At 31.2% G+C, this 26,421-nt stretch carries 24 protein-coding genes and 1 tRNA gene; 14 read left to right on the forward strand and 11 right to left on the reverse strand.

Translation table 11 applies throughout. The features are described 5' to 3' along the window. Nucleotides 1-12: 12 nt before the first annotated feature. Complete coding sequence (locus tag EU92_RS00555) at nucleotides 13-708, forward strand: type III pantothenate kinase (protein WP_032514762.1); 696 nt, start codon at nucleotides 13-15, stop codon at nucleotides 706-708. On the opposite strand, the gene bcp is transcribed toward EU92_RS00555, so the two are convergent. Beyond that, entirely contained in the window at nucleotides 700-1,167 is a 468-nt protein-coding gene (bcp, locus tag EU92_RS00550; RefSeq protein WP_032514817.1) for a thioredoxin-dependent thiol peroxidase, read from the reverse strand. The genes EU92_RS00555 and bcp overlap by 9 nt on opposite strands. On the opposite strand from bcp, the gene EU92_RS00545 reads away from it, so the two are divergent. After that, the gene (locus EU92_RS00545; RefSeq protein ID WP_032514763.1) at nucleotides 1,167-1,823 is read left to right on the forward strand and encodes a 4'-phosphopantetheinyl transferase family protein; all 657 of its coding nucleotides are present in this window, start codon (nucleotides 1,167-1,169) and stop codon (nucleotides 1,821-1,823) included. The two genes, bcp and EU92_RS00545, sit on opposite strands and share 1 nt — an antisense overlap. On the opposite strand, the gene EU92_RS00540 is transcribed toward EU92_RS00545, so the two are convergent. The 4 genes from EU92_RS00540 to EU92_RS00520 form a co-directional block, all read right to left on the reverse strand. Then, nucleotides 1,820-3,109: an AAA family ATPase gene (locus tag EU92_RS00540; RefSeq protein ID WP_032514764.1), complete on the reverse strand. Its 1,290-nt coding sequence runs from the start codon at nucleotides 3,107-3,109 to the stop codon at nucleotides 1,820-1,822. The two genes, EU92_RS00545 and EU92_RS00540, sit on opposite strands and share 4 nt — an antisense overlap. A gap of 33 nt (nucleotides 3,110-3,142) precedes the next feature. After that, nucleotides 3,143-4,780, reverse strand: a complete 1,638-nt coding sequence (locus EU92_RS00535) for an alpha-D-glucose phosphate-specific phosphoglucomutase (RefSeq protein WP_032523337.1) — start codon at nucleotides 4,778-4,780, stop codon at nucleotides 3,143-3,145. Between the two features lie 216 nt (nucleotides 4,781-4,996). Continuing rightward, nucleotides 4,997-6,091, reverse strand: coding sequence for a DUF4912 domain-containing protein (locus EU92_RS00525; RefSeq protein WP_032514818.1), 1,095 nt, complete (start codon nucleotides 6,089-6,091; stop codon nucleotides 4,997-4,999). Nucleotides 6,092-6,361: 270 nt separating this feature from the next. Next, nucleotides 6,362-6,715 carry a hypothetical protein gene (locus tag EU92_RS00520; protein WP_032514768.1) on the reverse strand — a complete coding sequence of 118 codons (354 nt, stop codon included), beginning with the start codon at nucleotides 6,713-6,715 and terminating at the stop codon, nucleotides 6,362-6,364. Nucleotides 6,716-6,810: 95 nt separating this feature from the next. Between EU92_RS00520 and sufB the strand changes: the two genes are divergently transcribed. Genes sufB through EU92_RS00500 form a run of 4 tightly spaced genes read left to right on the forward strand, consistent with a single transcriptional unit; the run spans nucleotide 6,811 to nucleotide 11,535 of the window. Further along, the gene (gene sufB, locus EU92_RS00515) at nucleotides 6,811-8,253 is read left to right on the forward strand and encodes a Fe-S cluster assembly protein SufB (protein ID WP_032514770.1); all 1,443 of its coding nucleotides are present in this window, start codon (nucleotides 6,811-6,813) and stop codon (nucleotides 8,251-8,253) included. A gap of 21 nt (nucleotides 8,254-8,274) precedes the next feature. Beyond that, the gene (gene sufC / locus EU92_RS00510; protein WP_032514772.1) at nucleotides 8,275-9,060 is read left to right on the forward strand and encodes a Fe-S cluster assembly ATPase SufC; all 786 of its coding nucleotides are present in this window, start codon (nucleotides 8,275-8,277) and stop codon (nucleotides 9,058-9,060) included. A 4-nt stretch (nucleotides 9,061-9,064) separates the two neighbouring features. Next, the gene (locus EU92_RS00505) at nucleotides 9,065-10,282 is read left to right on the forward strand and encodes a SufD family Fe-S cluster assembly protein (protein WP_032514773.1); all 1,218 of its coding nucleotides are present in this window, start codon (nucleotides 9,065-9,067) and stop codon (nucleotides 10,280-10,282) included. Further along, nucleotides 10,282-11,535 (forward strand): aminotransferase class V-fold PLP-dependent enzyme, encoded by a 1,254-nt coding sequence (locus EU92_RS00500; protein ID WP_032523334.1) that lies wholly within the window; start codon nucleotides 10,282-10,284, stop codon nucleotides 11,533-11,535. The genes EU92_RS00505 and EU92_RS00500 overlap by 1 nt, the downstream gene beginning before the upstream one ends. On the opposite strand, the gene EU92_RS00495 is transcribed toward EU92_RS00500, so the two are convergent. After that, nucleotides 11,532-13,454 carry an alpha/beta hydrolase family protein gene (locus EU92_RS00495; protein WP_241432586.1) on the reverse strand — a complete coding sequence of 641 codons (1,923 nt, stop codon included), beginning with the start codon at nucleotides 13,452-13,454 and terminating at the stop codon, nucleotides 11,532-11,534. The genes EU92_RS00500 and EU92_RS00495 overlap by 4 nt on opposite strands. A gap of 75 nt (nucleotides 13,455-13,529) precedes the next feature. Between EU92_RS00495 and def the strand changes: the two genes are divergently transcribed. Genes def through EU92_RS00470 form a run of 5 tightly spaced genes read left to right on the forward strand, consistent with a single transcriptional unit; the run spans nucleotide 13,530 to nucleotide 17,130 of the window. Beyond that, a complete protein-coding gene (gene def / locus EU92_RS00490) occupies nucleotides 13,530-14,135 on the forward strand; it encodes a peptide deformylase (RefSeq protein ID WP_032514775.1) in 606 nt (201 codons plus the stop codon). A gap of 18 nt (nucleotides 14,136-14,153) precedes the next feature. Beyond that, nucleotides 14,154-14,495, forward strand: coding sequence for a histidine triad nucleotide-binding protein (locus EU92_RS00485; RefSeq protein WP_032514776.1), 342 nt, complete (start codon nucleotides 14,154-14,156; stop codon nucleotides 14,493-14,495). Between the two features lie 47 nt (nucleotides 14,496-14,542). Next, complete coding sequence (locus tag EU92_RS00480; protein WP_032514777.1) at nucleotides 14,543-14,821, forward strand: hypothetical protein; 279 nt, start codon at nucleotides 14,543-14,545, stop codon at nucleotides 14,819-14,821. A 42-nt stretch (nucleotides 14,822-14,863) separates the two neighbouring features. Then, nucleotides 14,864-16,846, forward strand: coding sequence for an ABC transporter ATP-binding protein/permease (locus tag EU92_RS00475; protein ID WP_032514778.1), 1,983 nt, complete (start codon nucleotides 14,864-14,866; stop codon nucleotides 16,844-16,846). Nucleotides 16,847-16,854: 8 nt separating this feature from the next. Then, nucleotides 16,855-17,130 (forward strand): chlorophyll a/b-binding protein, encoded by a 276-nt coding sequence (locus EU92_RS00470; RefSeq protein WP_032514779.1) that lies wholly within the window; start codon nucleotides 16,855-16,857, stop codon nucleotides 17,128-17,130. On the opposite strand, the gene EU92_RS00465 is transcribed toward EU92_RS00470, so the two are convergent. Together EU92_RS00465 and psbX are read right to left on the reverse strand one after the other, a co-directional pair. Next, the gene (locus EU92_RS00465; protein ID WP_032514780.1) at nucleotides 17,131-18,057 is read right to left on the reverse strand and encodes a Ycf66 family protein; all 927 of its coding nucleotides are present in this window, start codon (nucleotides 18,055-18,057) and stop codon (nucleotides 17,131-17,133) included. Between the two features lie 80 nt (nucleotides 18,058-18,137). Beyond that, nucleotides 18,138-18,323: a photosystem II reaction center X protein gene (psbX, locus tag EU92_RS00460; RefSeq protein WP_032514782.1), complete on the reverse strand. Its 186-nt coding sequence runs from the start codon at nucleotides 18,321-18,323 to the stop codon at nucleotides 18,138-18,140. A 90-nt stretch (nucleotides 18,324-18,413) separates the two neighbouring features. Between psbX and EU92_RS00455 the strand changes: the two genes are divergently transcribed. After that, a complete protein-coding gene (locus tag EU92_RS00455; protein ID WP_032514820.1) occupies nucleotides 18,414-18,719 on the forward strand; it encodes a YggT family protein in 306 nt (101 codons plus the stop codon). An 18-nt stretch (nucleotides 18,720-18,737) separates the two neighbouring features. On the opposite strand, the gene accC is transcribed toward EU92_RS00455, so the two are convergent. Then, entirely contained in the window at nucleotides 18,738-20,084 is a 1,347-nt protein-coding gene (gene accC / locus EU92_RS00450) for an acetyl-CoA carboxylase biotin carboxylase subunit (protein ID WP_032514783.1), read from the reverse strand. Between the two features lie 261 nt (nucleotides 20,085-20,345). On the opposite strand from accC, the gene EU92_RS00445 reads away from it, so the two are divergent. After that, nucleotides 20,346-20,427: transfer RNA gene (locus EU92_RS00445), tRNA-Leu, on the forward strand. A gap of 4 nt (nucleotides 20,428-20,431) precedes the next feature. Beyond that, nucleotides 20,432-21,721 carry a hypothetical protein gene (locus tag EU92_RS00440; protein ID WP_032514784.1) on the forward strand — a complete coding sequence of 430 codons (1,290 nt, stop codon included), beginning with the start codon at nucleotides 20,432-20,434 and terminating at the stop codon, nucleotides 21,719-21,721. Here the strand turns inward: EU92_RS00440 and EU92_RS00435 are convergent, their stop codons facing one another. Beyond that, complete coding sequence (locus EU92_RS00435; RefSeq protein WP_032514785.1) at nucleotides 21,722-22,756, reverse strand: PRC-barrel domain-containing protein; 1,035 nt, start codon at nucleotides 22,754-22,756, stop codon at nucleotides 21,722-21,724. A 45-nt stretch (nucleotides 22,757-22,801) separates the two neighbouring features. Further along, nucleotides 22,802-26,392, reverse strand: coding sequence for a chromosome segregation protein SMC (smc, locus tag EU92_RS00430; RefSeq protein ID WP_032514786.1), 3,591 nt, complete (start codon nucleotides 26,390-26,392; stop codon nucleotides 22,802-22,804). Between the last annotated feature and the right edge of the window lie 29 nt (nucleotides 26,393-26,421).

Consider the following 26,421-nt stretch of genomic DNA (forward strand, 5'->3'; position numbering starts at 1 on the left):
GATCATAAAAAAATGGTCTCAGATATTAATTTTTTATTAGTTGGCAATAGTAGGCTTCATTGGGCTAAGTATTCGCAAAATCAATCTAAATTCTTCCATACTAAAAAAGATCAACAAGTTCCCAAAAATATAGATCTTGATCATTTGATTTGGGCTTCTGTAGGGCAATTACCTAATTTTTTGCTGAAAGAAGAAAATGAAATAAAAACTAAAGATATTCAATTATCAAATCTCCCTGATTATTTTGGAGTTGATAGAGCTCTTGCCTGTATCGCAGCTTTAAAGATTATTGAAAACCCTTTAAATAAAGATTTGCTAATTGCAGATTTTGGAACGATATTATCAATAACAAAACTAAATTCAAATGGTTCTATTCTTGGAGGTCAACTTATTCCAGGTTTTGTAACACAATTAAAATCAATGGAACAAAATACAAAAAATCTCAAATTTCCCAAAAAATATGATATTCCTATCAAAGATTTTTTAATTAATACAGAAGAAGCAATTTTAAAAGGAGTAATCAATTCTCTTACTGGAGTTATTAATAGTTTATTTAATCCCGCAAAAGATATTTTAGTAATCTGTGGAGGAGACTCTGAATTCATCACAAAATACCTAAAAACTCAAAAAGAAAATATTATCCATGCTCCTAACTTAGTTATGGAAGGTATGATCATTTACCACCTATCCATAAAAAAGCTACTTTAATCCAAGATCAGCAATAATATGATCAGCCATTATTGCTGCTTTTACCTTTAAGTAAATTTTTTCGATGTTACCATCAGTATCAATCAAAAAAGTATTTCTCATCATTCCAATATATTCTTTTCCCATGAATTTCTTAAGTCCATAGCTATCGTAATCAGAAGAAACTTTAAAAGGTTCAGGATCAGTTAAAAGAATAAAAGGTAAATTAAATTTTTCTATAAACTTCTGATGAGAAGAGGCATTATCTTTACTAATACCAAGCACAACAATATTATTTTTTTGGAGTAAATCCCAATTCTCTTTAAAATTACAGGCTTCTTTCGTACATCCTGGAGTGTTATCTTTTGGATAAAAATATAGTATTATTCTTTTACCTTTAAAATCACTAAGAGAAACTTCTTTCTCAAAAGAATCTTTTAATTTAAATTCTGGTGCTTTGTCGCCAACCTTAAGAGCCATTGAAATTATTAAATGAGTATGAATATAAAATACCAAAAATTTGGTTTTATGAGGTTAAAGGTGTGCAAGATGTCGCAACGGTAGAGGAAATTAAAACTGCAAAAAACCTAACAAGTTCAAGATCAAAGATTTTTTTGGAAACGAGAGCTTATTTAAGACAATCACTTTCAACACTTTTTGATTTAGATCCCCTAGAAATTCCAATTAATGCTTATCCTGGAGAGCCTCCAAGTTTACCCTCTGGCATGGGAAATATCAGTTTAAGTCATTGTAAAGATGCCATTACTATAGTCTGGCATAAAAGCAAAATAGGGATTGATGTTGAGAGAACAGATAGAGATTTTAACCATATAAAATTTGCAGAAAAATATTTTTTTCATACTAACAAATCAAACCATAATAATTATTTAACAAAAAATATGATATTAAATCAATGGTGTGCTGTTGAAGCGGCTATAAAATGGGATCATGGAAAATTAGCTAAAGACATTAACCATTGGCAATTTTTTGAAAATCAAAAAGAGTTAATTCATAAAAAGAAAAACATACATTTAAATTATTCACAGATTAGCTTCCATAATTGGACTATAGCTTTAGCCTACAAAGAAAAAACTTCTTTTAATTCTGAGATTATTTGTTGTTCGGAAAAATTTTAGTTTTCTTTTCTTCTAATTAGTTCTTCATATTTAGTTCTCTCCCATCCATTATTATTTGGTTCCCATATTTTTAAACCTTTTAAAGATTTAGGAAGATATTCTTGTGCGACCCAATTACCTGGATAATTATGAGGATTAACATAACTATTAGAATTATTTTTTAAATGAAGTGGAACATCAAAAGCATTGGTAAATTTGATTGTTTCAATTGCTTTAAAAATACTTTTCGTACTATTACTTTTTGGAGACATAGCTAAATATAAAGAAGCCTGCGTTAAAAAATATAATCCTTCTGGAAAACCAACCCTATCAAAAGCATCACAACAGGATTGTACAACTACTATGGCATTAGGATCAGCTATTCCAATATCTTCACTGGCAGATATTAGTAGTCTTCTAAAAATAAAATTAGTATCTTCACCAGCCTCCAGCATATTCGCAAGCCATAATAAAGTTGCATCTGGATCAGAACCTCTTATGGACTTGATAAAGGCACTTATTACATCGTAATGATTCTGACCATTTTTATCGTAAACAATATTTTTCTTTTGAATTGCATCCTCTGCTATTGAGAGATTAATGTTGATTTCTTTAGCAGCATTTTCAGCAGTTGTTTCTATGGCCATCTCTAGCGCATTTATTAATGTTCTTGCATCACCGCCAGAAAATTTAATTAAATGATTTTTCGCATCCTCGGTTAAATAAACCTTTTTTGAATCTTTTTGTTTTGAATAGTGATTTAAGACTTTTTCTATTATTTTCTGCAAATCATTTTCTGCCAAAGGAAGTAATGTAAAGATACGAGACCTACTAACAAGCGCTTTATTAACAGCAAAGAAAGGATTTTCAGTTGTAGCACCAATAAAAGTTATAGTTCCATTTTCTATTGAAGGTAATAGAGCATCTTGTTGAACTGATGTAAATCTATGAACCTCATCGATAAATAAAATTGTTTTTCTTTTTGAATTTATTAATCTATCTTTTGCATCAGCGATTTCATTTCTTAATTCTTTGACACTTGATAATACTGCATTTAACTTAATTAATTTGGACCGCGTATTAAAGGAAATAATTTCAATTAGAGTAGTTTTTCCAACACCAGGAGGGCCAGAAAAAATAAAATTACTAATCTTATCGTTTAATATTGCACTTCTTAAAAGCGAATTCTCATTCAGGATTGGTTGTTGACCAAAAAAATCCTCCAAATTCTTTGGTCTTAATTTATCTGCCAAAGGTGCATTATTTTCTATTTGAGAATAATTAGTAAATAAATTTTCTGAATGCATATAAATAAAATCAAAAAATCATTACTTTCAATTCTATGTAATTACTGTAGGAGTTTCCATTTGAGTAAGTTTTGAAATGTTTAATAAAGCATCTAAATCATTTATCAAAGGTTTCAAAGCAACCTGAGGATTTAAAGAAAGATTCTGTTCTGAATTGAAAAACTTCTCGAAGTAGAGTCTTAATGTTGCACCCTTTGTTCCAGTTCCAGAAAGACGAACAATTACTCGAGAATTATCATCAAGAATCAATCTTAAACCTTGATTTTCACTTATAGAATCATCAACAGGATCTAAATATGAAAAGTTATCTGCAACTTGAACTAATTGACCAGCAAAATTACGTCCTTTAAAATTTTCGATCATAGAAGTTAGATTACTAAAGATTTGATTAGCAGTATTTGAGGGAATTGCCTCGTAATCATGTCTTGAATAATAATTCCTTCCAAATTGTTTCCAATGATTCTGCATCAAATCACTTACAGAACAATTTTTTTCAGCTAAAACTTGTAACCAATACAAAACTGCCCATAATCCATCTTTCTCCCTTACGTGGTTACTACCTGTTCCAAAACTTTCTTCGCCACATAAAGTAATTAAATTATTATCTAAAAGATTTCCAAAGAATTTCCAACCCGTAGGTGTCTCAAAACAAGGAATATTTAATGCGCTCGCAACAATATCAACGGCTGAACTGGTTGGCATAGATCGCGCCACACCTGTAATGCCATCTTTATAACCAGGGACAAATTTGGTGTTGGCAGTTATAACTGCAAGGCTATCACTAGGATTTACAAAACATCCACTTCCTAGAATCATATTCCTATCCCCATCTCCATCGCAAGCAGCACCAAAACTATAAGATTTTTTATTTAATAATAAATCAGCTAAATGAGATGCATAAGTTAGGTTGGGATCAGGATGTAAACCACCAAAATCTTTTAACGGAGTACCATTCATAACACAATCATTTGCGAGACCCATTTTTTCAACAAAAATATTTTTTGCGTATGGGCCTGTTACTGCGTTCATTGCATCAAAGATTAATGAGAAATCTTTTTTTAAAAAATCACTAATTTGATCAAAATCAAAAAGTTTCTCCATCAAATTAGAATAATCTTTCAATCCATCAATAATTTCTAAGTTAGTTTCCCCGTAAGAATACTTTCCATACTTACTTAAATCAGGAATTTGTATTTTACAAATTTTATAACTAGTTAGTGATTGTGAAACTTTGAATATTTTATTAGTAATCATCTCAGGAGCTGGTCCACCATTAGAGATATTCAACTTAACTCCAAAATCACCATCAATCCCACCAGGATTATGACTTGCAGAAAGAATAATGCCACCGATAGCATTTTCTTTTCTAATTAAATGTGATGTGGCAGGAGTAGATAATAAACCACCTGTTGGAACAATAACCTTTTGTACTTTATGAGCAACGCATATTTGAAAAATTTTTTCTATTGCTTGAATATTTCCATATCTTCCATCCCCGCCAACTACTAATGTTGACGCTTGCAAATCTTCTAATGATAGTAAAATTGCTTCTATAAATATTTCTAGATAATGCTCTTCCTGGAACTTTAAAGTGCTTTTTCTTAAACCAGAAGTTCCTGGTTTTTGATCTGAGAAAGGAGAATTGATATTTATTACATTGATTTCATTCATAAATTTCATGAAACTTCAAAAAATCTAAATAAATTAATGAGGCATTTCGGATGTTCTTAACATAGCGATAAACCATAATGAAGAAATTAACAAAGTACTCAGTATACCGTAATTAACACCAAATTTAGAAATTGTAATTGGGACTATAAGTGGAAATGTTAATGCTCCAAACAAAGGGGTGAAAGCTACAATTTTTTTTAACATTAATTTAATTGATTAAAACCACTCTCTCTCAGCATTATTTTTTTCATTAGTATCGTCAAGTGGAGTAGTTCTATCAAATCTCATTGATATACTTTTTTGTTGCTTACCAGATATGTCAATAGCTTTGATATCGTATTTTTGAGTCCCATCTCTAAATGGGACTTGAATCCTAAAAGTACCATCAGCAGCAAGGGGGACATCTTCTCCACCAATTGTTAATTTCGCAGAAGGATCAGTAGCTCCATAAACAATTAATTCAGCATCTGCAACAAGCCAAAAAGATCTTTTTTTAACAACACCAGTTCCAGATTCATTTAAACCTGAAGACCAATTACCAGCTCCTGAGTCAGTAAGATTATCATTTGTTGAATTAAGATTTTTCATAAATTCTTCTGAACCAATTTTTCTTCTTAGAGATATGTTTGTCGCTGCTTGATATAACCTTTCATGCATTCCATTTTGTTCTGAAGCCATCGGATTTGAAATATCTGGAATTGACTCAGAAGTAGAATCCAAATTAAAAGGTACAAATTTATCAAGAATTTGCTCAGATGGATGAGATCCAGGAACATGACTTATTGAGGAAAATGCCAAAGACATCCAGTTAAAACCATATTTGTAACCTAATTCAACCTTATAGTCTCTATCTGCGAGCGGGATTGGCAAGTACCACTCAGTACTGTAACTATCTACTGCTATCTCCCTAAGTGTTCCTTGGTTCAAATTACTTCCATCAGAACCAGAAGCATCGAATAATCGTAAACATAACTTGTTTGCTCCCAAAGATTTTGCTTTTTCTCTATCAGCATCAGAAATTTGCCAAAAAACGTATGCCCAATCTGGATCCCGAGGTAAGAAAACTACATTTGTTTTAACTTCTTCACCACTTTTTGGAGTATTGGACTCAAAAAAATTGTTAAGAATTTGCTGAGGTGCACTGGTATTTGTTTTTTTAAGAGATTTTTCTTGATATTTAAGTATTAAATCTACTAGAACTGCCTTTGTTTTACGACTATATAGAGGTACTGATAATTTACTTGCTTCTTGACGTAATTGTCTGAGAGTTAATGAGAGTAATTGATCTTTATTCATGATCCCATCAGCCACTTTAAAATCTCCATTTTTGCCTGGGATCAGTATGTTCTTTTTTTTGGCCAATTGTGTGTCTTTTACACCTGTCGTCAGGATCCTCTGACTACTCATAAATTTACAAAATCATTATTTATCTTCAAACCTGTTGGTAATAAAGGAATTAATTAATTTCCAAAGATTATTTAAATGTAAATTAATTTTCTTTTTTTTTAAATTTTATTACCTAAATTTGTTAACGACTCAACAAAAATATATTTTTTCTTTGGGATCAATATAGGGCGATTTCTAACTTTGTTTAACTAAAAGTACTAAATCATCAATATCTAAATCCTCAAGATTTTTATCTATTGTCTTTGAAAAAGTATTTAACTTTTTTGCAGTTAATTCTAATTGCTGATAAAAAAGGTCACTAAATTTTTTATCATCAAATTTTTTAGATTGATTATCACACCATGCTCTCAGAGGATTTGTATCACATGATTCAAAACTATTATCTCCAGCTATGATTTTTAGAATCTGGAGGCAATGAGTGAGAATTCTTAAATGATGTTTCTGTATTATTGGTAGATCTAGATTATCAATTTCTTGAATAGTTTGAATATTTAAAGGATTTGACAAAGGATCAAAATGATTAGACATTAATTTTTCATTTAATAAAGGGGAAAAAACTCAATATTGGGGGTATCTTTCGTTAGAGTATATAAAAGTAATTGTAATAGGTTATTTTTGATAACATGGTTAACGAAAATTTAGTTAAAGATGTAGTAAAGGAGCCTTACAAATATGGTTTCGTTACCGATATTGAAACTGAAAAAATTGCGAAGGGATTGAATGAAGAAATCGTTAGACTAATCTCACAAAAAAAAGAAGAACCAAAATATCTCCTTGATTTCAGATTAAAAGCCTTTAAAAAATGGCAAAAAATGGAGGAACCTGATTGGGCAGGATTAGGATATAAACAAATCGATTATCAAGATATAATTTATTACTCTGCTCCCAAACAAAAAGAAAAAATCGCTAGTTTGGATGAAGTTGATCCCAAACTTCTTGAGACTTTTGATAAATTAGGAATACCTCTTACTGAGCAAAAAAAACTCACAAATGTAGCAGTAGATGCTGTCTTTGATAGTGTTTCTATAGCTACAACATTTAGAGAGGAACTTGCCGAACATGGAGTTATATTTTCCTCAATCAGTGAAGCAGTAAAAAATCACTCAAATTTGATTGAAAAATATTTAGGTACTGTAGTTCCAGCTAGCGATAATTATTTTGCAGCACTAAATTCTGCTGTTTTTAGTGATGGTTCTTTTGTTTATATCCCAAAAGGTGTGACCTGTCCTATGGACCTATCTTCCTACTTCAGAATTAATAGTGGAGATTCTGGACAATTCGAGAGAACACTAATCATTGCTGAAGAATCAAGTTCTGTAAGTTATCTAGAAGGCTGTACAGCGCCAATGTTCGATACAAATACCCTGCATGCTGCGGTTGTGGAACTAATAGCCCTTGACGATGCTTCAATCAAATATTCAACAGTGCAAAATTGGTATGCAGGTGATGAAAAAGGTGTTGGCGGAATTTTTAATTTTGTCACCAAAAGAGGAAAATGTTTGGGAAAGAGAAGTAAAATTAGTTGGTCTCAAGTTGAAACTGGTTCTGCAATTACATGGAAATATCCTAGCTGTCTTCTTTTAGGAGAAGAATCTGTAGGGGAATTTTATTCAGTAGCACTCACAAATAATCTTCAACAAGCAGATACCGGTACAAAAATGATCCATATAGGTCCCAAAACCAAATCAACGATTGTTAGCAAAGGTATAAGTGCTGGCAATTCAATAAATAGCTATAGAGGCCTTGTCAAAGTAGGGGCAAAAGCAACTGGATCAAGAAATTACAGCCAATGTGATTCAATGTTAATAGGGGATCAAGCTTCTGCAAATACATTCCCTTATATCAAATCTCAACAACCCAATTCTGAAATTGAGCATGAAGCAAGCACATGTAGAATCTCCGAAGATCAACTTTTTTATCTCCAGAGCAGAGGTATAGAATTTGAGGAGGCAATATCTATGATGGTCAGTGGTTTCTGCAGAGATGTGTTTAATCAATTACCTATGGAGTTTGCTGCTGAAGCCGATAAGTTACTGGCACTTAAACTCGAGGGATCAGTAGGTTAATTAATCAATTTCTAAAGTGAAATGCAAAGAAAAATGAAAGAATCAGATCCAATATTAGAAGTTCAAAATCTCTTTGCATCTACTGATAATCTTCCAATTTTGAAGGGAGTTTCTCTTACTGTCAACCCAGGAGAAATCCATGCCATCATGGGAAGAAATGGATGTGGTAAAAGTACTCTTTCGAAAATTATTGCAGGACATCCCTCTTATAGTATTACAAGTGGGGACATAAAATTTTCAGGAGAAAATATTAACTCTCTAGAACCTGAAGAAAGAGCTCAATCAGGAATTTTCCTTGGCTTTCAATATCCAATAGAGATCCCAGGCGTGAGTAATCTTGAATTTCTTAGAGTTTCAACAAACGCTAGAAGAAAATTCCTCAATAAAGAAGAATTAGATACTTTTGATTTTGAGGAATTAGTTAAAGAAAAGTTGGAACTTGTAAAAATGGATCATGCATTCCTATCAAGAAGCGTAAATCAAGGATTTTCCGGAGGTGAAAAGAAAAGAAACGAAATTCTGCAAATGGCTTTACTTGAGCCCAAGATAGCAATTCTAGATGAGACCGATTCTGGTCTGGATATTGATGCTCTTAGAATAGTCGCATCAGGAATTAAAAAAATATCTAATGCACAGACTGGAATTATATTAATCACACACTATCAAAGATTATTAGATGAAATTGAACCCAACTATGTTCACGTTATGGCAGATGGCCAAATCATTAAAACTGGTGGGAGTGATCTTGCATTAGAACTTGAAAAAAAAGGTTATGAATGGACTGATAATTTTGTAAAAGAGACTTAAAGAAATGGAAATTATTGAACAAATAAAAACCAATAAATTATTTGAAAATCAAACAGAAATACAAAAAATCTGTATTGATAAATTACAATCAAATCCACTCCCTAATCCTAAAAGTGAACTATGGAGACTTTCAAATAAATCAAAATTTTCAAACTTATTGGACTACTCAATCAATGAAAAAGATCCAAAATTTGATATCCCTTTTCTGAATAATACTCAAAACATTATTAGATTAGTAATTGGGGAGGATAACAAAATTTTCTTAAAAGGGGAAAATTATTCAATACGGCAATTAAGTAAAAATATATTAGATGAATACATAAAGCAAAAGATATCTTCTTTTGATCAAAACGAGCATTGGAGTGATCTACTAAATCTGTCTTTAAGTTGTGAAAAGAATATTTTGGGATTAAAAATAAACGGATCAAAAATCCCTCCTATTGAAATCTTTAGTCATGCCTCAAGTAATTCTTTAACCGCAAAAACCCTAGTTATATTTGTAGAAAAGAATTGTGATATTGAATTATTACAAGTAAATCTATGTGAAGAAAACTCGTCATTATCTCAATCCACATTCCTTTGTTTAGAAGAAAATAGTTCCATATTTCATGGTGTTGTTTCCTACGGTGAAAACAAATCACATCTATTAAATTCTCTCAATGTAATTCAACAAAAAAATAGTGAATACAAGTTAGGATCTTTACATTTCAAATTAGATTATGCAAGATTTGAAATTCGCGTTAAACAATCTGCAGGAAATGCTAAGACCAATATCAAAGGCATGCAAATTACAAAAAATGATGAACAAATTTCTACTCATACAAAAATAGACTTTAATGGTCCAAATGGATTTTTAGATCAAATCAACAAATCTCTTGCTGATGATAAATCACATGCAATATTTGAAGGTTCAATAATTGTTCCGAAAATTGCTCAAAAAACTGATGCTTCTCAATTAAGCAGAAATTTACTTTTATCAAATCGTGCACAAATAGATACCAAACCCCAATTAGAAATCATCGCTGATGATGTCAAATGCAAACATGGAGCTACAATTTCACAATTAAATGAAGAAGAACTTTTTTATATGCGCACAAGAGGTATCACATTGACAGAGGCAAGTAAACTACAATTAAGCTCGTACTTTCAAGAAATAATTTCATTTATTCCCGTTTCAAAAGATAGATGGGATTTGCTTGATAAGCTTTTACATGAGAATTAATGGAAACAATTCAAAATTTTCCTGAAATAACAAAAAAAGACTTTCCTCTTTTAAATAAGAATTCAAAAATTAATGAGGGAATCATTTACTTAGACCATGCTGCGACTACTCAAAAGCCGATACAGGTCTTAAAAAAAATTGATGAATATTACAGAAACTTTAATGCAAATGTACATAGAGGTGCACATCAACTAAGTGCTAAAGCAACAGAAGAATTTGAAAATGCAAGATATTTAATAAGTAAATATATAAAAGCTAATTCAACAAAAGAAATTATTTTCACTAGAAATGCTACTGAAGCAATCAATCTCGCAGCTAAATCATGGGGTGAATCTTCATTAAAAGAGAATGATGAAATTCTCTTATCAATTATGGAGCATCATAGCAATATTGTTCCTTGGCAAATGGTTGCAGCAAAAAATAAATGCAAATTAAAATTTATAGGTATAGATAAAAATGGGAAATTAGATATTGACGATTTTAAATCTAAATTAACATCTAGAACAAAGCTTGTTAGCCTCGTACATATTAGCAACACACTAGGGTGCTGTAATCCAATTAAAGAGATAACTAAATTAGCTAAACAAAAAGGTTCTTTAGTTCTAATAGATGCATGTCAAAGTTTAGCGCATCAAAAACTGAATGTAATTGATCTTGATATAGATTTTTTAGCGGGTTCAGGACATAAACTTTGCGGTCCAACAGGTATTGGTTTCCTCTGGTCAAGAAAAGAAATACTAGAGAAGATTCCTCCTCTCTTTGGAGGTGGAGAAATGATTCAGGATGTTTTTGAAGAAACAAGTACTTGGGCAGAACTCCCTCATAAATTTGAAGCTGGAACTCCTGCCATTGCAGAAGCCATAGGTCTTGCTGAGGCTATAAATTATATAAACAATATTGGATTGAATGAGATTAATGAATATGAAAAAAATATTACTAAATATTTATTCAAAAAATTAAATCAGATAGAAAATATTGAAATTATAGGTCCATCTCCAGAAATAGATCCATACAGAGCATCACTTGCTACTTTTTATATAAAAAATATACATTCAAATGATATTGCTGAAATTCTTGATTCGAAAGGGATTTGTATAAGAAGTGGTCATCATTGCTGTCAACCTCTTCACAGATATATTGGAATTAAATCAACTGCTAGAATTAGCATGAATTTCACAACTAATAAAGATGAAATTGATATATTTATAGAAAAATTAAAAGAAACTATTAATTTCCTAAAAATGCATTCTTAGAGATCCAAAGCATTTTTCAAAAATTCCTGAGTTTTTTGCATTACTATTTCTTTATTTTCAATATTTTTAAAACCATGACCTTCATTTTCGAAAAAAATAACTTCTGAATATTTATTATTCCGAATCAATATTTCTTGAATTTTTAAAGTTTGTTTGTATGAAATAACTGAATCTTTTTTTCCATGAAACAAAAGGATAGGTTTTTTGATTTTGTTCATTTGATGAATTGGCGATCTATTTACGTAAATATCATGGTTTTTTGCATAATCTCCTACCAAAGAATTTAAGTAATCTTTTTCAAACCTATGAGTGTTGTAATGCATATCCTTAAGATCAAGAACAGGATATTTGCAAATTGCGGCTGTAAAAATAGAACAATATGACAAGCAATTTAGAGCAGTGAGTCCTCCAGCACTGTTACCAAAAATTACTAATTTATCTCTATCAACTATATCTAATTTAAGTAATTCAAGCACTAGTGCATTGCAATCATAAGAATCAACAATACCCCATTTATTATTCAACCTCTCTCTATACTCTTTGCCGAAGCCAGATGATCCTCCATAATTAACTTCAGCAACAAAAAATCCCTTAGACGTCCAATATTGAACTTCAGGATTATATGATCCATCAAAAAAAGAAGTTGGTCCACTATGTGCTCTAACTAAGAGCGGAGGCTTTATAAATTTTTCTTCAAGAGGCCTATAAAGAAAGGAATGAGTAGATTGATCTTCAAAACCTTTAAACCAAAAAGATTCAGGTTTTGAACAATCTTTTATATGTTCAATATAAATCTCCTCAGAAAAATTTGATGAAACTTTTTCTGCAAAATCAATTTCAAGTATATTTCCAAAAAAATCAAATCCATTACCTTTTAAAAGAATATTCTCACCAAAAACACTGAAATCACTTACGGAGGTAAAAATAGTAGAAAATTCTTTATTAAACACAAGATCTTTATATTGTTCTAATATCAAACTATTTTCTTTTTTTGCTAAACAAAAGAAATTTTTAATCGTTCCTGCAAAATATTTTATTCCAGACACCCATTGAGGTGCTCCATATTCTATAAAATTCCTCTTAACTCTTTTCATAACAAAAATACTCTCAATTTCACTAACATCTAGAAATATTAAGTTCCACCATCCAGAACTATCTTCAGAACATACTAAAATTTTTTCACTTATCCAATAAGGTTGAAAAAAAGAAACGTTTTTATTTTTATTTATATTTTTATGCGTAAATTTTTTTATTTTCTTTAATTGACCGCAAACATCAATTTCAGCAAAAAAAAGATCGTTTTTTTCCCAAGGCATATACGGAGTATCCCACTCTATCCAGGACAGTAAATTAACCGAAGTATTAGAAGATAAATCTCCAGCAAAATTATTAAATTTTTTAAGTATTTTAAGATCTTGATTTATTTCCTTTATATTTAGAGAGTAAAGATAATCATTTTTATTAATTTCAATTAAACCAATTAATGTAGACTTGTTCTTGAGGCAAAAACATCCATCAAAATTGCCCTCTATTGAATTAGTTAGTTTATTTATATTTCCTTTTGGCAAAATATAATTATCAGTATGTTCAAGAATATTAATTTGAAAAACTTGACTCCATAATGATTTAGATAATTGATCAATCCAAAAAATATATATATTTTCGCCATATTCAAAACATTTATATGACATTCCTCCATATCCATGAAAGGAGTTTTTTATATAAAATTTCTCTCCTGTTAAATTCTGAGGTCGCGATTTTTTTTTATTAAAAGGTCTCACAAAAATTGCATTTATTCCCTCCTTTTTTGTATTTAGAGGTTCAATCCAGAAAATTAAATTTTTTACAAGTAATAGCTCTTTATGAGAATTCTTTAATTTATTGAGATCTTCGCTTTTGTGTGTAATGTGATTTTTCATTGAACTTATAGCATTCAAAGTTTCAAAATAATGTTATTATTTTTATAGTTTAACCATCAACTACCGCAACAAATAGTGGCAAATCATTTTTCACATCTGGCAAGAAAATCAAGGAATAATGTTTCTACTACTAAAGTTACAAAAGAGGTTATTGATAATCCCCCTTTAGAAATATATAAACTAGGAAGCAACACTTTAAGAACTGCCGCTAAAAGAATAAGTAAAGTGGATATCGATACAAGAAAACTTGCAAGAGAGATGCTTCAGAGCATGTATTCTGCAAAAGGGATAGGCCTGGCAGCTCCTCAAGTCGGAATAAGTAAAGAACTTTTAGTAATCGATATCAATTTTGAAGATTCTGCAGCAGAACCTCTAATTTTAATTAATCCAGAAATTACTGCTTTTGGATCTACACTTAACTCTTATGAAGAGGGTTGCTTGAGCATACCAGGCGTTTACTTAAATGTTATTAGACCATCTACCATAAAATTAAAGTTTAGAGATGAAATGGGGAGACCAAGAAAAATGAATGCTGATGGACTCTTGGCAAGATGTATTCAGCATGAGGTCGACCATTTAAATGGCGTGCTATTCGTGGATAGAGTAACTTCAAAAGAAGACCTCAAAAAAGAGCTTACGAAAGAAGGTTATCAAATGAAAGATGTTATCCCAATGAATTAATTAATTTACAAATCTTAAATGAGCGAAACAACTATTTTCTCCAAAATAATAAATGGTGAAATCCCATGCGAAAAACTTCATGATGATGATCATTGTATTGCATTTAATGATATTTCACCTCAAGCTCCAGTACATTTCTTAGTGATCCCCAAAAAGGCCATAGTAAGTCTATCTGAGTGTATGCTAGAGGACAAAAACCTATTAGGGCATTTATTGTTTACAGGAAGCAAAATAGCAAGGTCCAAAAACTTGAGTAATTGGAGAACTGTAATTAATACTGGAGAAGAATCAGGACAAACAGTTTTTCATTTACATATACATTTCTTATCAGGGAGAAAAATGAAATGGCCACCAGGCTAAAACTCTCGAAATAATTGTTTATTGGCTATAAATAAGAAAAACATAAAATGAATACACCTGACTCACTAAATTCTGAACAAAAAAATATTTTATATTTAGTTACTAAAAATTGGGAAAACTTAGACAACTCCCAAAAAGTGATTCTTACAAAAATTTGGAAGGTATTAACATATAAATGGCAATTACAAATTGTATTTAATTTACCTTTTTTAATGTGGTGGGCTTTAGATAAATCATTTGTAAAAGTGCATGAATTTGATGCGATAATTTTAAATTACCTAAATCTTCCTGACTGGGCATTATCATTTATTGGCTTTGGTCAATAGACTTCTAAAAGATATAATCTATTTTATAAAACTTGCCGAGTAATGAATAAAGCCGTTAAAAATAAATCCAAGATACTTTACCAATTACAAAAATTAAGGAAATTATCCCAGCCATTTTTTCTCCCCATTGATCAATGTAATGGATTTCAATTTATATGGCTTTTGATATCTCTATTATTTTGTGTTGGAGGAATAGTGCTAGTTGGTCTGACAGGAATAATAAGTTTTTTTGAAAGCGTACAACCTATTTTTCTTGAAAAATATTTTGGAGGTGTAGTAAATACAGTTAATGCGATTTGGGCTGGTAGCTGGGGATTGCTTTTTTCTGCCTTATTTCTAATTGGATCAGGAAGCTTTTTTAGCTTAAGACGTCAATTAAAAAACCGTAGATGGTTACATTGGTTATTCCTTGCGATAATTGTATTAATGCTTTTAGCTGTAAACGGAATAAATGCAGGAATAGGATTCATAGCAAGAGATTTAACAAATGCTTTAGTAGAAAAGCAAGAAGATGGATTTTATCGGATATTGGGGATTTATGCTTGTTGTTTTGCTGTTGCCCTACCAATACGTGTTTCCCAAATATTTTTTACATATAAATTGGGAATAATTTGGAGAGAATGGCTTTCAAAAAGTTTAGTCAAAGATTATATGACTAATAAAGCTTATTACCAATTAAATCCAAATGATGAAGAGCAAACTGATGTAGATAATCCTGATCAAAGAATCACAGATGATACCAGAGCTTTTACAGGGCAAAGTCTTTCTTTTACATTAGGTATTTTTGATGCTCTACTAACATTTTCACTTAATATTCTTATTTTATGGAGTATCAGCACAACACTTACTTTTTCTTTATTTGGTTACGCTGCATTTGCAACTTCTATCCTTTTAATTGCTGGTAAAAATCTTGTCAAGATAGACTTTGATCAACTTAGATACGAAGCAGATTTTCGTTATGGCTTAGTACATATTAGAGATAATGCAGAATCAATAGCTTTTTACTCTGGGGAGAACCCTGAACGAAGTGAAACTGAAAGGAGATTAGGAGAAGTAGTAAGAAACTTTAATTTGCTGATTATCTGGAGAGTAATAATTGACGTCATGAGAAGATCCATTAATTATGCTGGAAATTTCTTTCCATATTTAATTATGGCAATACCTTACTTTAGAGGTGATATTGATTATGGGCGATTTATTCAGGCAAGCTTTGCATTTGGAATGGTCGAAGGTTCGTTATTTTTCATTGTTAATCAAATAGAAGAACTTGCAAAATTTACTGCTGGGATTGGAAGATTAGAGGGATTTCAATCAAAAGTAGAATCCATAAGTCAAACTAGTCCTAAAAGCAATCAAAAAATTATTTCAGATTATCCCTCAATTCTCATTAATAATGCTGACCTTTGCCCACCAGGCTCAAATAAAACAATAATTAAAAATTTAAATTTGAGCATCGACAATAACCAATCACTTTTGGTTGTAGGACCTTCTGGATGTGGAAAAACATCTTTACTAAGAATGATTAGTGGTTTATGGGAACCAGATTATGGAGTAATTAAAAAACCAAAAATTGGTGAATTATTATTCATACCCCAAAAGCCTTATATGTTACTAGGCTCTTTAAGGGAACAATTATGTTATCCCACAGAAGTAAAAAAATTTAGTGATGAACATCTTACTTCTGTTCTTCATGAAGTAAATTTAAAAACCTTAGTCGATCGTTATCCTAACCTTGATATAAAACAAGATTGGCCAAGAATTCTTTCTCTTGGAGAACAACAAAGATTAGCTTTTGCAAGACTCTTGCTAAATTCTCCAAGATTTGCAGTACTTGATGAGGCAACAAGTGCTTTAGATATTGACACTGAAAAAAAACTATATAGTTTACTCAAAGAACGCGAACTTTCTCTTATCAGTGTTGGACATAGACCGAGCTTAAAAGATTTTCATGAAAACATTTTGGAATTAAATGGGCAAGGAGATTGGAAACTATTGACTTCTGATAAGTATAATTTTAAGGATTAGGAAAAAAAATGAATTCTAAAGAAGAACAAACTAATTCAGAAGTCTTTAATTTAGAGGATGAAAGTTCTAAAGAAAAACAGAAAGACTCAAATTACATCGAAGAAAAAACTTCAGATATTAAATTAAATGAAAAACCAATTGATATTGAAAATGAATATAAGTTTGGATGGAGTAGGTATTCTGAGAAAACCAATGGAAGATTTGCAATGATGGGATTCCTTGCAATAATACTAATTGAATTATTTAGTCAACAATCATTTTTAAAATGGGCAGGAATCTTATAATTAATCGTCAAATCTAGAACTGTTATCTCTAGGTTTCTTTTTATTTGTTCCTACGGTATATCTACCATTTTTATTTTTTGAACTTGATCTCAATGAGGAGCTTGTTCTACGATTCTCACTCGTTTTTTTTACTGCACTAGTATCCTTGAATGAAGCATCTTCTACTTGCTCTTTTGAATTTTGCTGCCTTATAGCAGATCTTATGGAGTTCTTTCTTAATGGGGAAGAATCATTAGGAGTAGAAATATTTTCTTGACTAGATACTCTCTGATTCATTCTAGGTCTTGATCCTGTTTTAACTTCATTGCGAGATAAGTTTCGTCTCTCACCAAAGTTATTTCTTACTGATTTATTACTATCTCTATCTTCAGAAGTCTTTCTTCTTCTTATAGGTTGGTCATTTTCAAACTGATTTGACTCTCTTGAAGATGGCCTTCTTCTACTTACAGCAGAGGCAGGTATAGCTCTTGAAACATCCCTCCTACGCAATCTTCCTTCCATATATTCATCTTCAAAGTAATCATCTTGAGGTTTAAATCTTCTAGATGGTCTCTCAGGTTCTTCAAACCTATCGTAATCATCATTAAATCTCCCTCTAGAATTTCTAGGCACATCGGAAATAGGATCATCATCAAAATAAGATGACCTTCTAGCTTGATCAGTAGCAACTCCCCTCAATCGCACACTTTCATACGCGAAAAAAACTGTAGTTCCTGCTAACAAAAACTGACCAAACTGTAGGATAGGATCTAATCTCCAGCCTTGAAAAAATAATATTCCCCCGCACAAAAGTCCTATAGCTGCAAAGAAAACATCATAATCTCTTGCCAATGCAGGTTTAAAAGACCTTAAAAAATAAAGACCCCCTCCACATACCGCTAGAACTATACCAACAATACTGGCCCAGTTGAGACTAGCATTGACCACATTCTTTCTCCAAAATTTATTTTTTAAAGGGAGATATAAATCACCCTATATATATAGTGTACTTAAAACTTCTATAAAAACTAGCGTCCCCCAGCAGAAGTACGATTTATAGAATCGTTTTGACTTACAAAAATCAAAAATGCAGAAGCTGGAATAACGATAAGTAAAGCGGCTGCAATAAAACTCCCTATCATTCCAACTGCAGAATTACTTGCAACTTCAGCAGAAAAATCTGCAGCTAATAATAAATTTGAGATGTGAAACACTTTTTTAATATTTAATTCTCAATTTATAATACGAATTAAATACGTTTCAGTGGGTTATTTATTAAGATGAGTTAAATAATTGTGATTTCCTTGCTTGAAAACTCTCTCCAATTTTTAGATGTTAGTTTAGGAATTTTTCTATCATATCTAACTATAGTTTTTTTAATAAGATTAATTCTTACTTGGTACCCAAAAATTGATTTAAGTAAAGGGTTATGGTTATTAATTTCAATCCCATCAAGCTTTATTCTTAACATAACCAGAAAAATAATTCCCCCTATTGGAGGAGTTGATGTAGGACCCGTAATTTGGATTGGAGTTATAAGTTTTTTAAGAGAGATTTTAGTTGGTCAACAAGGGCTTATAAAAATTGCCTTGCATACAAATATTGCGTAGAGATTATTTAATTATTCTTCAGTAATTTGGCAATAATTCTTCTTCAACATATTTAGTATGTATCTTACCTTCCTTAAATTTAGCTTTATTCAATAAGGTTAAATGAAAATTAATTGTTGTAGGTATGCCAGTTACTGCACATTCATTTAAAGCCCTATTCATACGTTTAATTGCAGTATTGCGATCTTTTCCCCAAACTATTAATTTACCAATTAAAGAGTCGTAGAATGGAGGTATTTCATAACCGGTATAAACATGACTATCCACTCTTACACCAGGACCACCTGGAGGAAGCCACCCAGTTATTTTTCCAGGTGATGGTCGAAAATTATGAGAAGGATCTTCAGCATTGATTCTACATTCAATCGCATGTCCGTTTAAATGGATATCATCTTGATTAAACGCCAAGCTTGCACCGCTTGCGATTTTAATTTGCTCAGCTATTAAATCAACCCCCGTAACCATTTCAGTAACAGGATGTTCAACTTGAATCCTAGTATTCATTTCCATGAAATAAAAATTATCGGCATCAACTAAAAATTCAACTGTTCCAGCTCCTTCGTAACCAATACTTTTTGCAGCAGCAATAGCTGCTTTTCCCATTTTTTTTCTTAATTCAGTGTTAATTGCAGGGCTAGGAGACTCTTCCAATAATTTCTGATGTCTTCTTTGAACAGAACAATCTCGCTCTCCTAAATGAACAACATTTCCAGACCGATCTGCCAAAATTTGAATTTCTACATGTCTTGGCTTCTTTATAAATTTCTCCATATATAGGCCATCATTACCAAAAGCTGCTTCTGCTTCACCTTGAGCTGCTTTGAACATTTTTTCAAGATTATCAGCATTTTCAACCAGCCTCATACCTCTTCCACCTCCTCCAGCTGTCGCTTTGATAATTACCGGATAACCAATATCATCTGCCAATTTATAAGCCTCATCAACACTTGATAATAAGCCCTTACTACCTGGGACTGTTGGAACTCCCACTTCTTCCATAGTTTCTTTAGCCGTAGATTTATCTCCCATAGATCTAATAGCGTTGGGGGATGGACCAATAAAAATTATGCCGTGATCATTACACATCTCAGCAAATTTATCATTTTCGGCAAGAAATCCATAACCAGGATGAATGGCATCAACTCCTCTTGATGTAGCAGCAGCAAGTATATTTGGAATATTTAAATAACTCTTATTGCTTAATGAGTCGCCAACACAAACCGCTTCATCAGCAAGTTGGACATGCAATGCTTTTTTATCTACAGTGCTATAAACTGCTACGGTTGCAATACCTAGTTCTCTGCAACTTCTAACAATTCGTAAAGCTATTTCTCCACGATTAGCAATTAAAACTTTTTCAACCATTTTGAAAATTAAATTGAAGAAATGAAAATGACTTAAAATAAAAAATTCTTTGCCAAAGTTTTTAAAAAAATTTTTTAGTGATCAGAGCACATTTTTTACAATACAACCTAAAACGTTATATATGTATAAATATTTGTTTTATGCAATAGAAAAAGAATTCATAATATTCAAAAATTCTCTTTCAGAACTGCATCCTTATTTCAGTTGATAATGTATGATATTTCTAAGGTTTAGACACCCGCAGGTGCTTGAAAACCCTTTGCGGACGTGGCGGAATTGGTAGACGCGCACGTCTAAGGAGCGTGTGGCTTAGGCCTTGCGAGTTCAAGTCTCGCCGTCCGCATTTGATGTATTCTGATCTAACTGCAATGAAAAAAAAATCTCTTGCAGTAGTTATAGTTTCTAATGGTCCTGGTGAATTAGCTACATGGGTGAAACCTGTAGTGGATGAGCTTAACAAAATAAATGATACTTTACATTTTAAAGATAAACCGGGTTTCGCTCTTAGGTTAGTCCTAGTGCCTTGTCCAAATGCGACTGGTAAAGAATTTACAGTAGCAAATTCATGGAATAAATTCGAATTAATTACAAAATCAAAAAATTTTTGGGAATTATTAATAAAGCCAAGTTCTTTTGCGAATTGGCCAAAAAAAGGAATAGTTATTTTCCTTGGAGGAGATCAATTTTGGAGCATTTTACTCGCCAAAAGATTAGGTTATTTAAATATCACATATGCTGAATGGATTTCACGATGGCCTCAATGGACAAACGAAATTGCAGCTATGAATGTAAAAGTAAAAGAGTTAATACCTAAAAGATATAAAAATAAATGCCAAATAATAGGCGATTTAATGGCAGATATTAAATTAAATAGTGAAATATCATTAAAAGATAAAGAAAAACATCATATTGCATTGTTGCCTGGGTCTAAAAAAACCAAGCTCTCTATTGGTATTCCTTTCTTCTTAGAAATAGCAGATCATATAGCTAAAAAAAATCAAAATATAAATTTTATAATCCCCATTGCGCCAACCACCAATAAAAGTGAATATTTATTCTTTCAAAGCGAAAGAAATCCTATTGCAAAATATTACTCATCAAAAATCAAAACAATTAAAAATATTAAAGACTCCAGTTTTGATTATGTAATAGAAACATCAAAAAACACAAAAATTTATGTAATCAAAAAACATCCTTGTTATGAAATATTAAAAGAATGTGATCTAGCGATTACAACAGTTGGGGCAAATACTGCAGAATTAGCAGCAATTTCTCTGCCAATGTTAGTAGTTCTACCAACTCAACATTTAAATATGATGAATGCCTGGGATGGAATTTTTGGCGTAATTGGAAAAATTTCATTCATAAATAGATTCCAAACTTTTATCGTTAAATATTTCTATTTTAAAAAAAAGAAGTTTTTTGCTTGGCCAAATATTAAAGCAAAAAAAATGATTGTCCCTGAAAGAATAGGAAATATTTCGCCTATAAATATTGCAAGAGAAGCATTATTTCTAATTAAAAATAGGGATCAATTAAAAAATATAAGTGATAATTTACTCAAAGAAAGAGGGGGAAAAGGTGCTGCAAAAAAACTCGCTTATATGATTTTCAATTCAATAAAAAAACTTTATTAATTACCAAGGATCATCAATTTCAAAGTTTTCTGATTTTTTATTATCTTGAGCTAATTTTTTTTCATCTAATGGTTCAATATCTAAAGTTTCATTTGTATTTTGAATTGGTCTTTTCGATGCCAAACTAGTCTTTAATTGTTTATTTTGTTTAAGATAAATATTTTTTTCTTCGTCTATTTTACTCACACTATCGTAATTATCTATCTGATCAGTAGAATCATTTTCCATATATAGTTTTTTTCTATTATTAAGTTCTTCTGAAGAACTCTTTATTTCAACATATTCCAGTTCATCTTCATAATCATCTTGTTCAATAACTTCTTCTTCATATTCTTCAGTCAAATTGTTTTGTTGTTCGTATTCTGAACCAGACACTAACTGATTCTCAACTGGAACAAGATTTGCTGAGTATCCGTTCCCTTCCCCTTCATCCCATGAAGAACCTCCTACACCAAGTTTCTCAAGTAGTCCACTACTTAATTGATTCAATTTCTCCTCAGCACCTTCATAAACAATAATCCTATCTGTACCACTACTGACTATTTCTTCAGCAGGAATTTCCCAAGTACTTAAAACTCCCTCCCCTAAAAGAGGCACACCAACTGCACCCATGACAAGAGAAATCAAATCTCCAGTCTCGATATCAAAAGAAAAACCAAGAACTCTTCCTAAAAGTTGACCAGATTCTGTAATCACCTGACAATTAATTACCTTTCCATATCTTTCTGGAGAAAAACCTTCACTCAATGAATCTAAGGAGTCTACTAATATGACATCTCCAACTTGCTTTATACTTTCTAAGGGCATCCATTTTGGCAAGCCTGGCAAAAATCTTGTAAGTGGATTATCTCTAAGGCCCAAAGCGACCACCTCTCTTCTATCAATATCAACAACAACCTCGCCAACTACACCTAAGCGCCTACCTGTATCTGTAGTTATAACCTGTGTACCCATCAATTCAGACCTTAACCATAACCGTTCACTAGGAACAGAATTAGGACGATTATTATTTGCAGATGTGTTAGACAAACTCATAAATAACTTTTCATCATTCTGACGTATAAATATAAAAAAGTGTGCTTATGCAGCATTTGGTAACCCAACAACTTGAGTATTAGCACCTCTTGCTTGCGCAACTCCAATTGTTCGTTCAGATGCGCTTATCATAGGCCTTCTATGACTTACGACTATAAATTGAGCATTTGATGACTGATTAGATATCAATTTTGACAGCCTTTCAACATTTATGCCATCTAAAAAACTATCAACCTCATCTAATGCATAAAAAGGTGAAGGTTTATATTTTTGCAAAGCAAATAAAAAACTTAAGGCAGTTAATGATTTTTCACCTCCTGACATAGAAGCTAGTCTTCTGACATTTTTTCCTTTAGGATGAGCAACTAAAGTCAAGCCTCCTTCCAAAGGAGAATTAGGATTTTCAAGCTGAAGGAAACCATCTCCATCTGATAAATTTGCAAAAATCTCTCTAAAGTGTTTATCAACTTCTACAAATGCTTGCATAAAAGCCTCTTGACGCATAGTAGATACAGTTTCTATTCTGAGCAATAATTCAGATCTTTCATTAGATAGAATTTCTAATTTTTCTCTTAATCCATTTAATCTCTCAGTTAATTCTTCTAATTCATCAAGAGCCAACATATTTACAGGTTCTAAGCTTTCTAGTTTTGCATTTATAATCGCTATTTCTGATTGCAAGGATTCAAGACTCTTACCTTCATATTCTCCAAACTCCGGAGAAGGATTAGGTAGATCTTTTTTATAGTTTTCTAATTTTATTTTCTCGCTCCTCATCTCTTCTTTAAGAGAAGAAATATCTCTCTCAAGGTATTCCAGCTTTAATAGATAGTTATTATGTTCTTGCCTTTTATTTGAAATTGAAGAGTTTAATTCATCTCTTTTCCTTCTCAATAAACCCAAATCCTTCTCTAGAGAATTTTTTTGATTATCGAGCACTAAAAGCTCTTTTTTGAATTTATCTCTTTTTTCTATCCATTCACTATGAGCAATTGCAAGTTCTTTGATAGATTCCTGCAAGTTTTTTTCTTCTAATAGTGTAATTTTCAATGAATTATTGATACGTTCTTTATTTAAAGCAAATTGATTCTTCTTATCTAATAGTGTATCTCTTTCTTTAATAAGCAATTCAAGTTTTTTATCAAGATCGTTAAAATCATTATTAAAAGCTATTAGAGATGATTTTTGATTTTTTTCATAATTTTCCTTAAGAATTATTTGCAATTGATCTAACTTATCTTGATTGGGTTTCAATTTATTTTTTAAAAGATCTAACTCCACAAATAATAAATTATTAGCACTATCAAGTTTATCTAATCTCAATTTACCATCCTCAATTCTTTGCATGAATACCTCAAGAGAATTTTTATTTACTTCAATTTCTTTATTAAATGAGGCGCAATCCTCAATTATTTGACTGCGATTAGAATTTAATTTACTGAGTAAATTATTTTTTATAATCAAATTATTATTTGACTCTTTTAAAGCTTCTTCAATAACTATTAATCTTTCTTGTATAGGGCTAGAATTATCAAGATCATTATTAATTCCGAATCTATAAGCTAAATCTTTATTTAACTTACTACCTCCTGTAATAGCACCACTTGCTTCCAATAATTCTCCACTTAAAGTAACTAACCTAATTTTTTGCTTAGATAACCTAGCTGATGCTAAGTCTGAAAAAACCAACGTATCTCCAAAAACATATCTAAAAACATCTGAATAAACTTCATCAAAAGTAATTAAATTAATAGCTTTATCAATAAATCCTTGCTCTTTATTATTTTCAAATCTTGAAATTGCATAATTCTTTTTTTGACTTTTAATTCTATTTAAAGGTAAAAAAGTTAATCTTCCTGCCTTTTTCTTTTTAAGAATTTCAATTGCTTTAGCGGCAATATGATCATTGTCAACAACAATTTGTCCTAGCCTATTGCCTGCAGCAATTTCTAATGCATATCTATTTTTCTCACTGACCTCTCCAAGTTGAGCAACATAGCCATGTATACCCTCTAGACCTGCTTCTAATAAAATTCTAAGAGCATATGAACCCCTGGATTCATTTAAAGCTTCTTTTCTACTTTCAAATCGAGATAAATCTTTTTCAAGCCTTAATTGCTCGTTGTTAAGTCTTAATTTAGTTTTATTTAACAAATTAATTTCATTTTTTAAAGAATTAATTTCCGCACTGTTACTTGCTAAATTATTTTTTTTCATGTCAGATGTCTCTTTTCTCATTCGATTTCTCTCTGAAAGTTTCTGCTTTTCTAAAGTAATCGCGTTGATCTGAGAAGATATTTCATCTTTTTGAATGTTATTTTGAATAGTTTGTTCTTCAATTTTCCTTTTTTTAACTTCCAAAGGGTTAATTATATTTTGTATACTTTCAAGCTCAGCATTTAATTTGATACTTTGTTTTGAGAATTCTCCAGATTCTCCCGCTGCATCAGAAAGTTTTTTTCTGGATAATTTATGTTTTAAAGTAAGATCATTAATTTGCAAGTTTAATTTATTTAAAAAGTTATCATCAAAATTTTTTTGCCTCATCTTTTCTGACTCAATATTCCTCTTAGATATTGCAATTTCATCTCTCTGCTTTTGTAATTTAATGCCCTCTTCTTTATTCAAAATTGATATCCTATCGAGTTCTCTCAAGCTAGAGTTAATACTGCCAATATCAGAATTCACTTTTATCAAATTATCCTCTCCTTTCTCCTTAAGCTCAGCAACAAGTATTTTCAAAGCACCTTCTAAGACTGATATTTCGTTATTAATAGATTCTTTTTGTTCATTAAATAAAATTTTATTTTTTTCAATTTCAGTTTCTTTAATCTCTATAGATTCAACATGCTTAACTTGCTTTTCGAAAATAAGAACTTTCTCTAACTCCATTATTTGAAAAAGTTTTACCTTTAACTCTTTATATCGCTTAGCTTTTTCACATTCTTTTTCAAGCTTATTTTTACTGGATTGCAATTCATTTTCTAAAATTTCACACCTTTCTTGTCTTTCAAAAACGTCATTTAATTTTGCATTAGTTTGTTCTATTCTTGTATCAAACAGTGCCACCCCTGCTAATTCATCAATAAGATTTCTCCTTTCCTTATTATTCATTGATACTATTCTTGTTACATCGCCCTGCATAACAACATTGCTGCCCTCAGGATCAACACTAATATCTCTTAATATTCTCTGAATTTGTTGCAAGGTGCATTGTTTTCCATCAGAGGTATAAGTCGAAACATAAGAACCACCAGGCATAAGCCTCAATTTTCGAGAAACGACCCATTCTTTTTGCCCTTTATTAAGAGCGATTTCTTCCTCCTCTAAATCCAAGGGTGGAAGGTCCTCCCTAGGGGACCAATCTTGAATATTAAATTTTACTGATACAAATGTTTCGGATGACTTACCTTCTTTAACTTTGGAATTGTTTATTAGATCTGGCAACCTTTCTGCTCTCATCCCTCTACTATTAGCCAAACCTAAACAAAATAAAATTCCATCTAAAATATTACTTTTCCCAGAACCATTAGGCCCAGTAACCACCGTAAAACCCTCTTCAAGAGGAATTTTTACACTTCCCCCAAAAGATTTAAAATTCTCAAATTCGACCTGATTGATATGTACCAATCTCAAGTCTCAATAGCTAAATAAGAATAACTAAT

This window comes from Prochlorococcus marinus str. MIT 9107, assembly GCF_000759855.1.
Lineage (GTDB): Bacteria > Cyanobacteriota > Cyanobacteriia > PCC-6307 > Cyanobiaceae > Prochlorococcus_A > Prochlorococcus_A marinus_N.

Bases quoted from the DNA above. Each gene is read 5' to 3' on its own strand.
- EU92_RS00540 (WP_032514764.1), bottom strand. From the start codon at position 3,109: ATGCATTCAGAAAATTTATTTACTAATTATTCTCAAATAGAAAATAAT.
- sufC (WP_032514772.1), top strand. From the start codon at position 8,275: ATGCAAAGAAAAATGAAAGAATCAGATCCAATATTAGAAGTTCAAAAT.
- EU92_RS00440 (WP_032514784.1), top strand. From the start codon at position 20,432: ATGTATTCTGATCTAACTGCAATGAAAAAAAAATCTCTTGCAGTAGTT.
- EU92_RS00495 (WP_241432586.1), bottom strand. From the start codon at position 13,454: ATGAAAAATCACATTACACACAAAAGCGAAGATCTCAATAAATTAAAG.
- EU92_RS00480 (WP_032514777.1), top strand. From the start codon at position 14,543: ATGAATACACCTGACTCACTAAATTCTGAACAAAAAAATATTTTATAT.
- EU92_RS00520 (WP_032514768.1), bottom strand. From the start codon at position 6,715: ATGTCTAATCATTTTGATCCTTTGTCAAATCCTTTAAATATTCAAACT.
- EU92_RS00435 (WP_032514785.1), bottom strand. From the start codon at position 22,756: ATGAGTTTGTCTAACACATCTGCAAATAATAATCGTCCTAATTCTGTT.
- sufB (WP_032514770.1), top strand. From the start codon at position 6,811: ATGGTTAACGAAAATTTAGTTAAAGATGTAGTAAAGGAGCCTTACAAA.
- accC (WP_032514783.1), bottom strand. From the start codon at position 20,084: ATGGTTGAAAAAGTTTTAATTGCTAATCGTGGAGAAATAGCTTTACGA.
- EU92_RS00500 (WP_032523334.1), top strand. From the start codon at position 10,282: ATGGAAACAATTCAAAATTTTCCTGAAATAACAAAAAAAGACTTTCCT.
- EU92_RS00470 (WP_032514779.1), top strand. From the start codon at position 16,855: ATGAATTCTAAAGAAGAACAAACTAATTCAGAAGTCTTTAATTTAGAG.
- EU92_RS00475 (WP_032514778.1), top strand. From the start codon at position 14,864: ATGAATAAAGCCGTTAAAAATAAATCCAAGATACTTTACCAATTACAA.
- EU92_RS00535 (WP_032523337.1), bottom strand. From the start codon at position 4,780: ATGAATGAAATCAATGTAATAAATATCAATTCTCCTTTCTCAGATCAA.
- bcp (WP_032514817.1), bottom strand. From the start codon at position 1,167: ATGGCTCTTAAGGTTGGCGACAAAGCACCAGAATTTAAATTAAAAGAT.
- EU92_RS00505 (WP_032514773.1), top strand. From the start codon at position 9,065: ATGGAAATTATTGAACAAATAAAAACCAATAAATTATTTGAAAATCAA.
- EU92_RS00485 (WP_032514776.1), top strand. From the start codon at position 14,154: ATGAGCGAAACAACTATTTTCTCCAAAATAATAAATGGTGAAATCCCA.
- EU92_RS00555 (WP_032514762.1), top strand. From the start codon at position 13: ATGGTCTCAGATATTAATTTTTTATTAGTTGGCAATAGTAGGCTTCAT.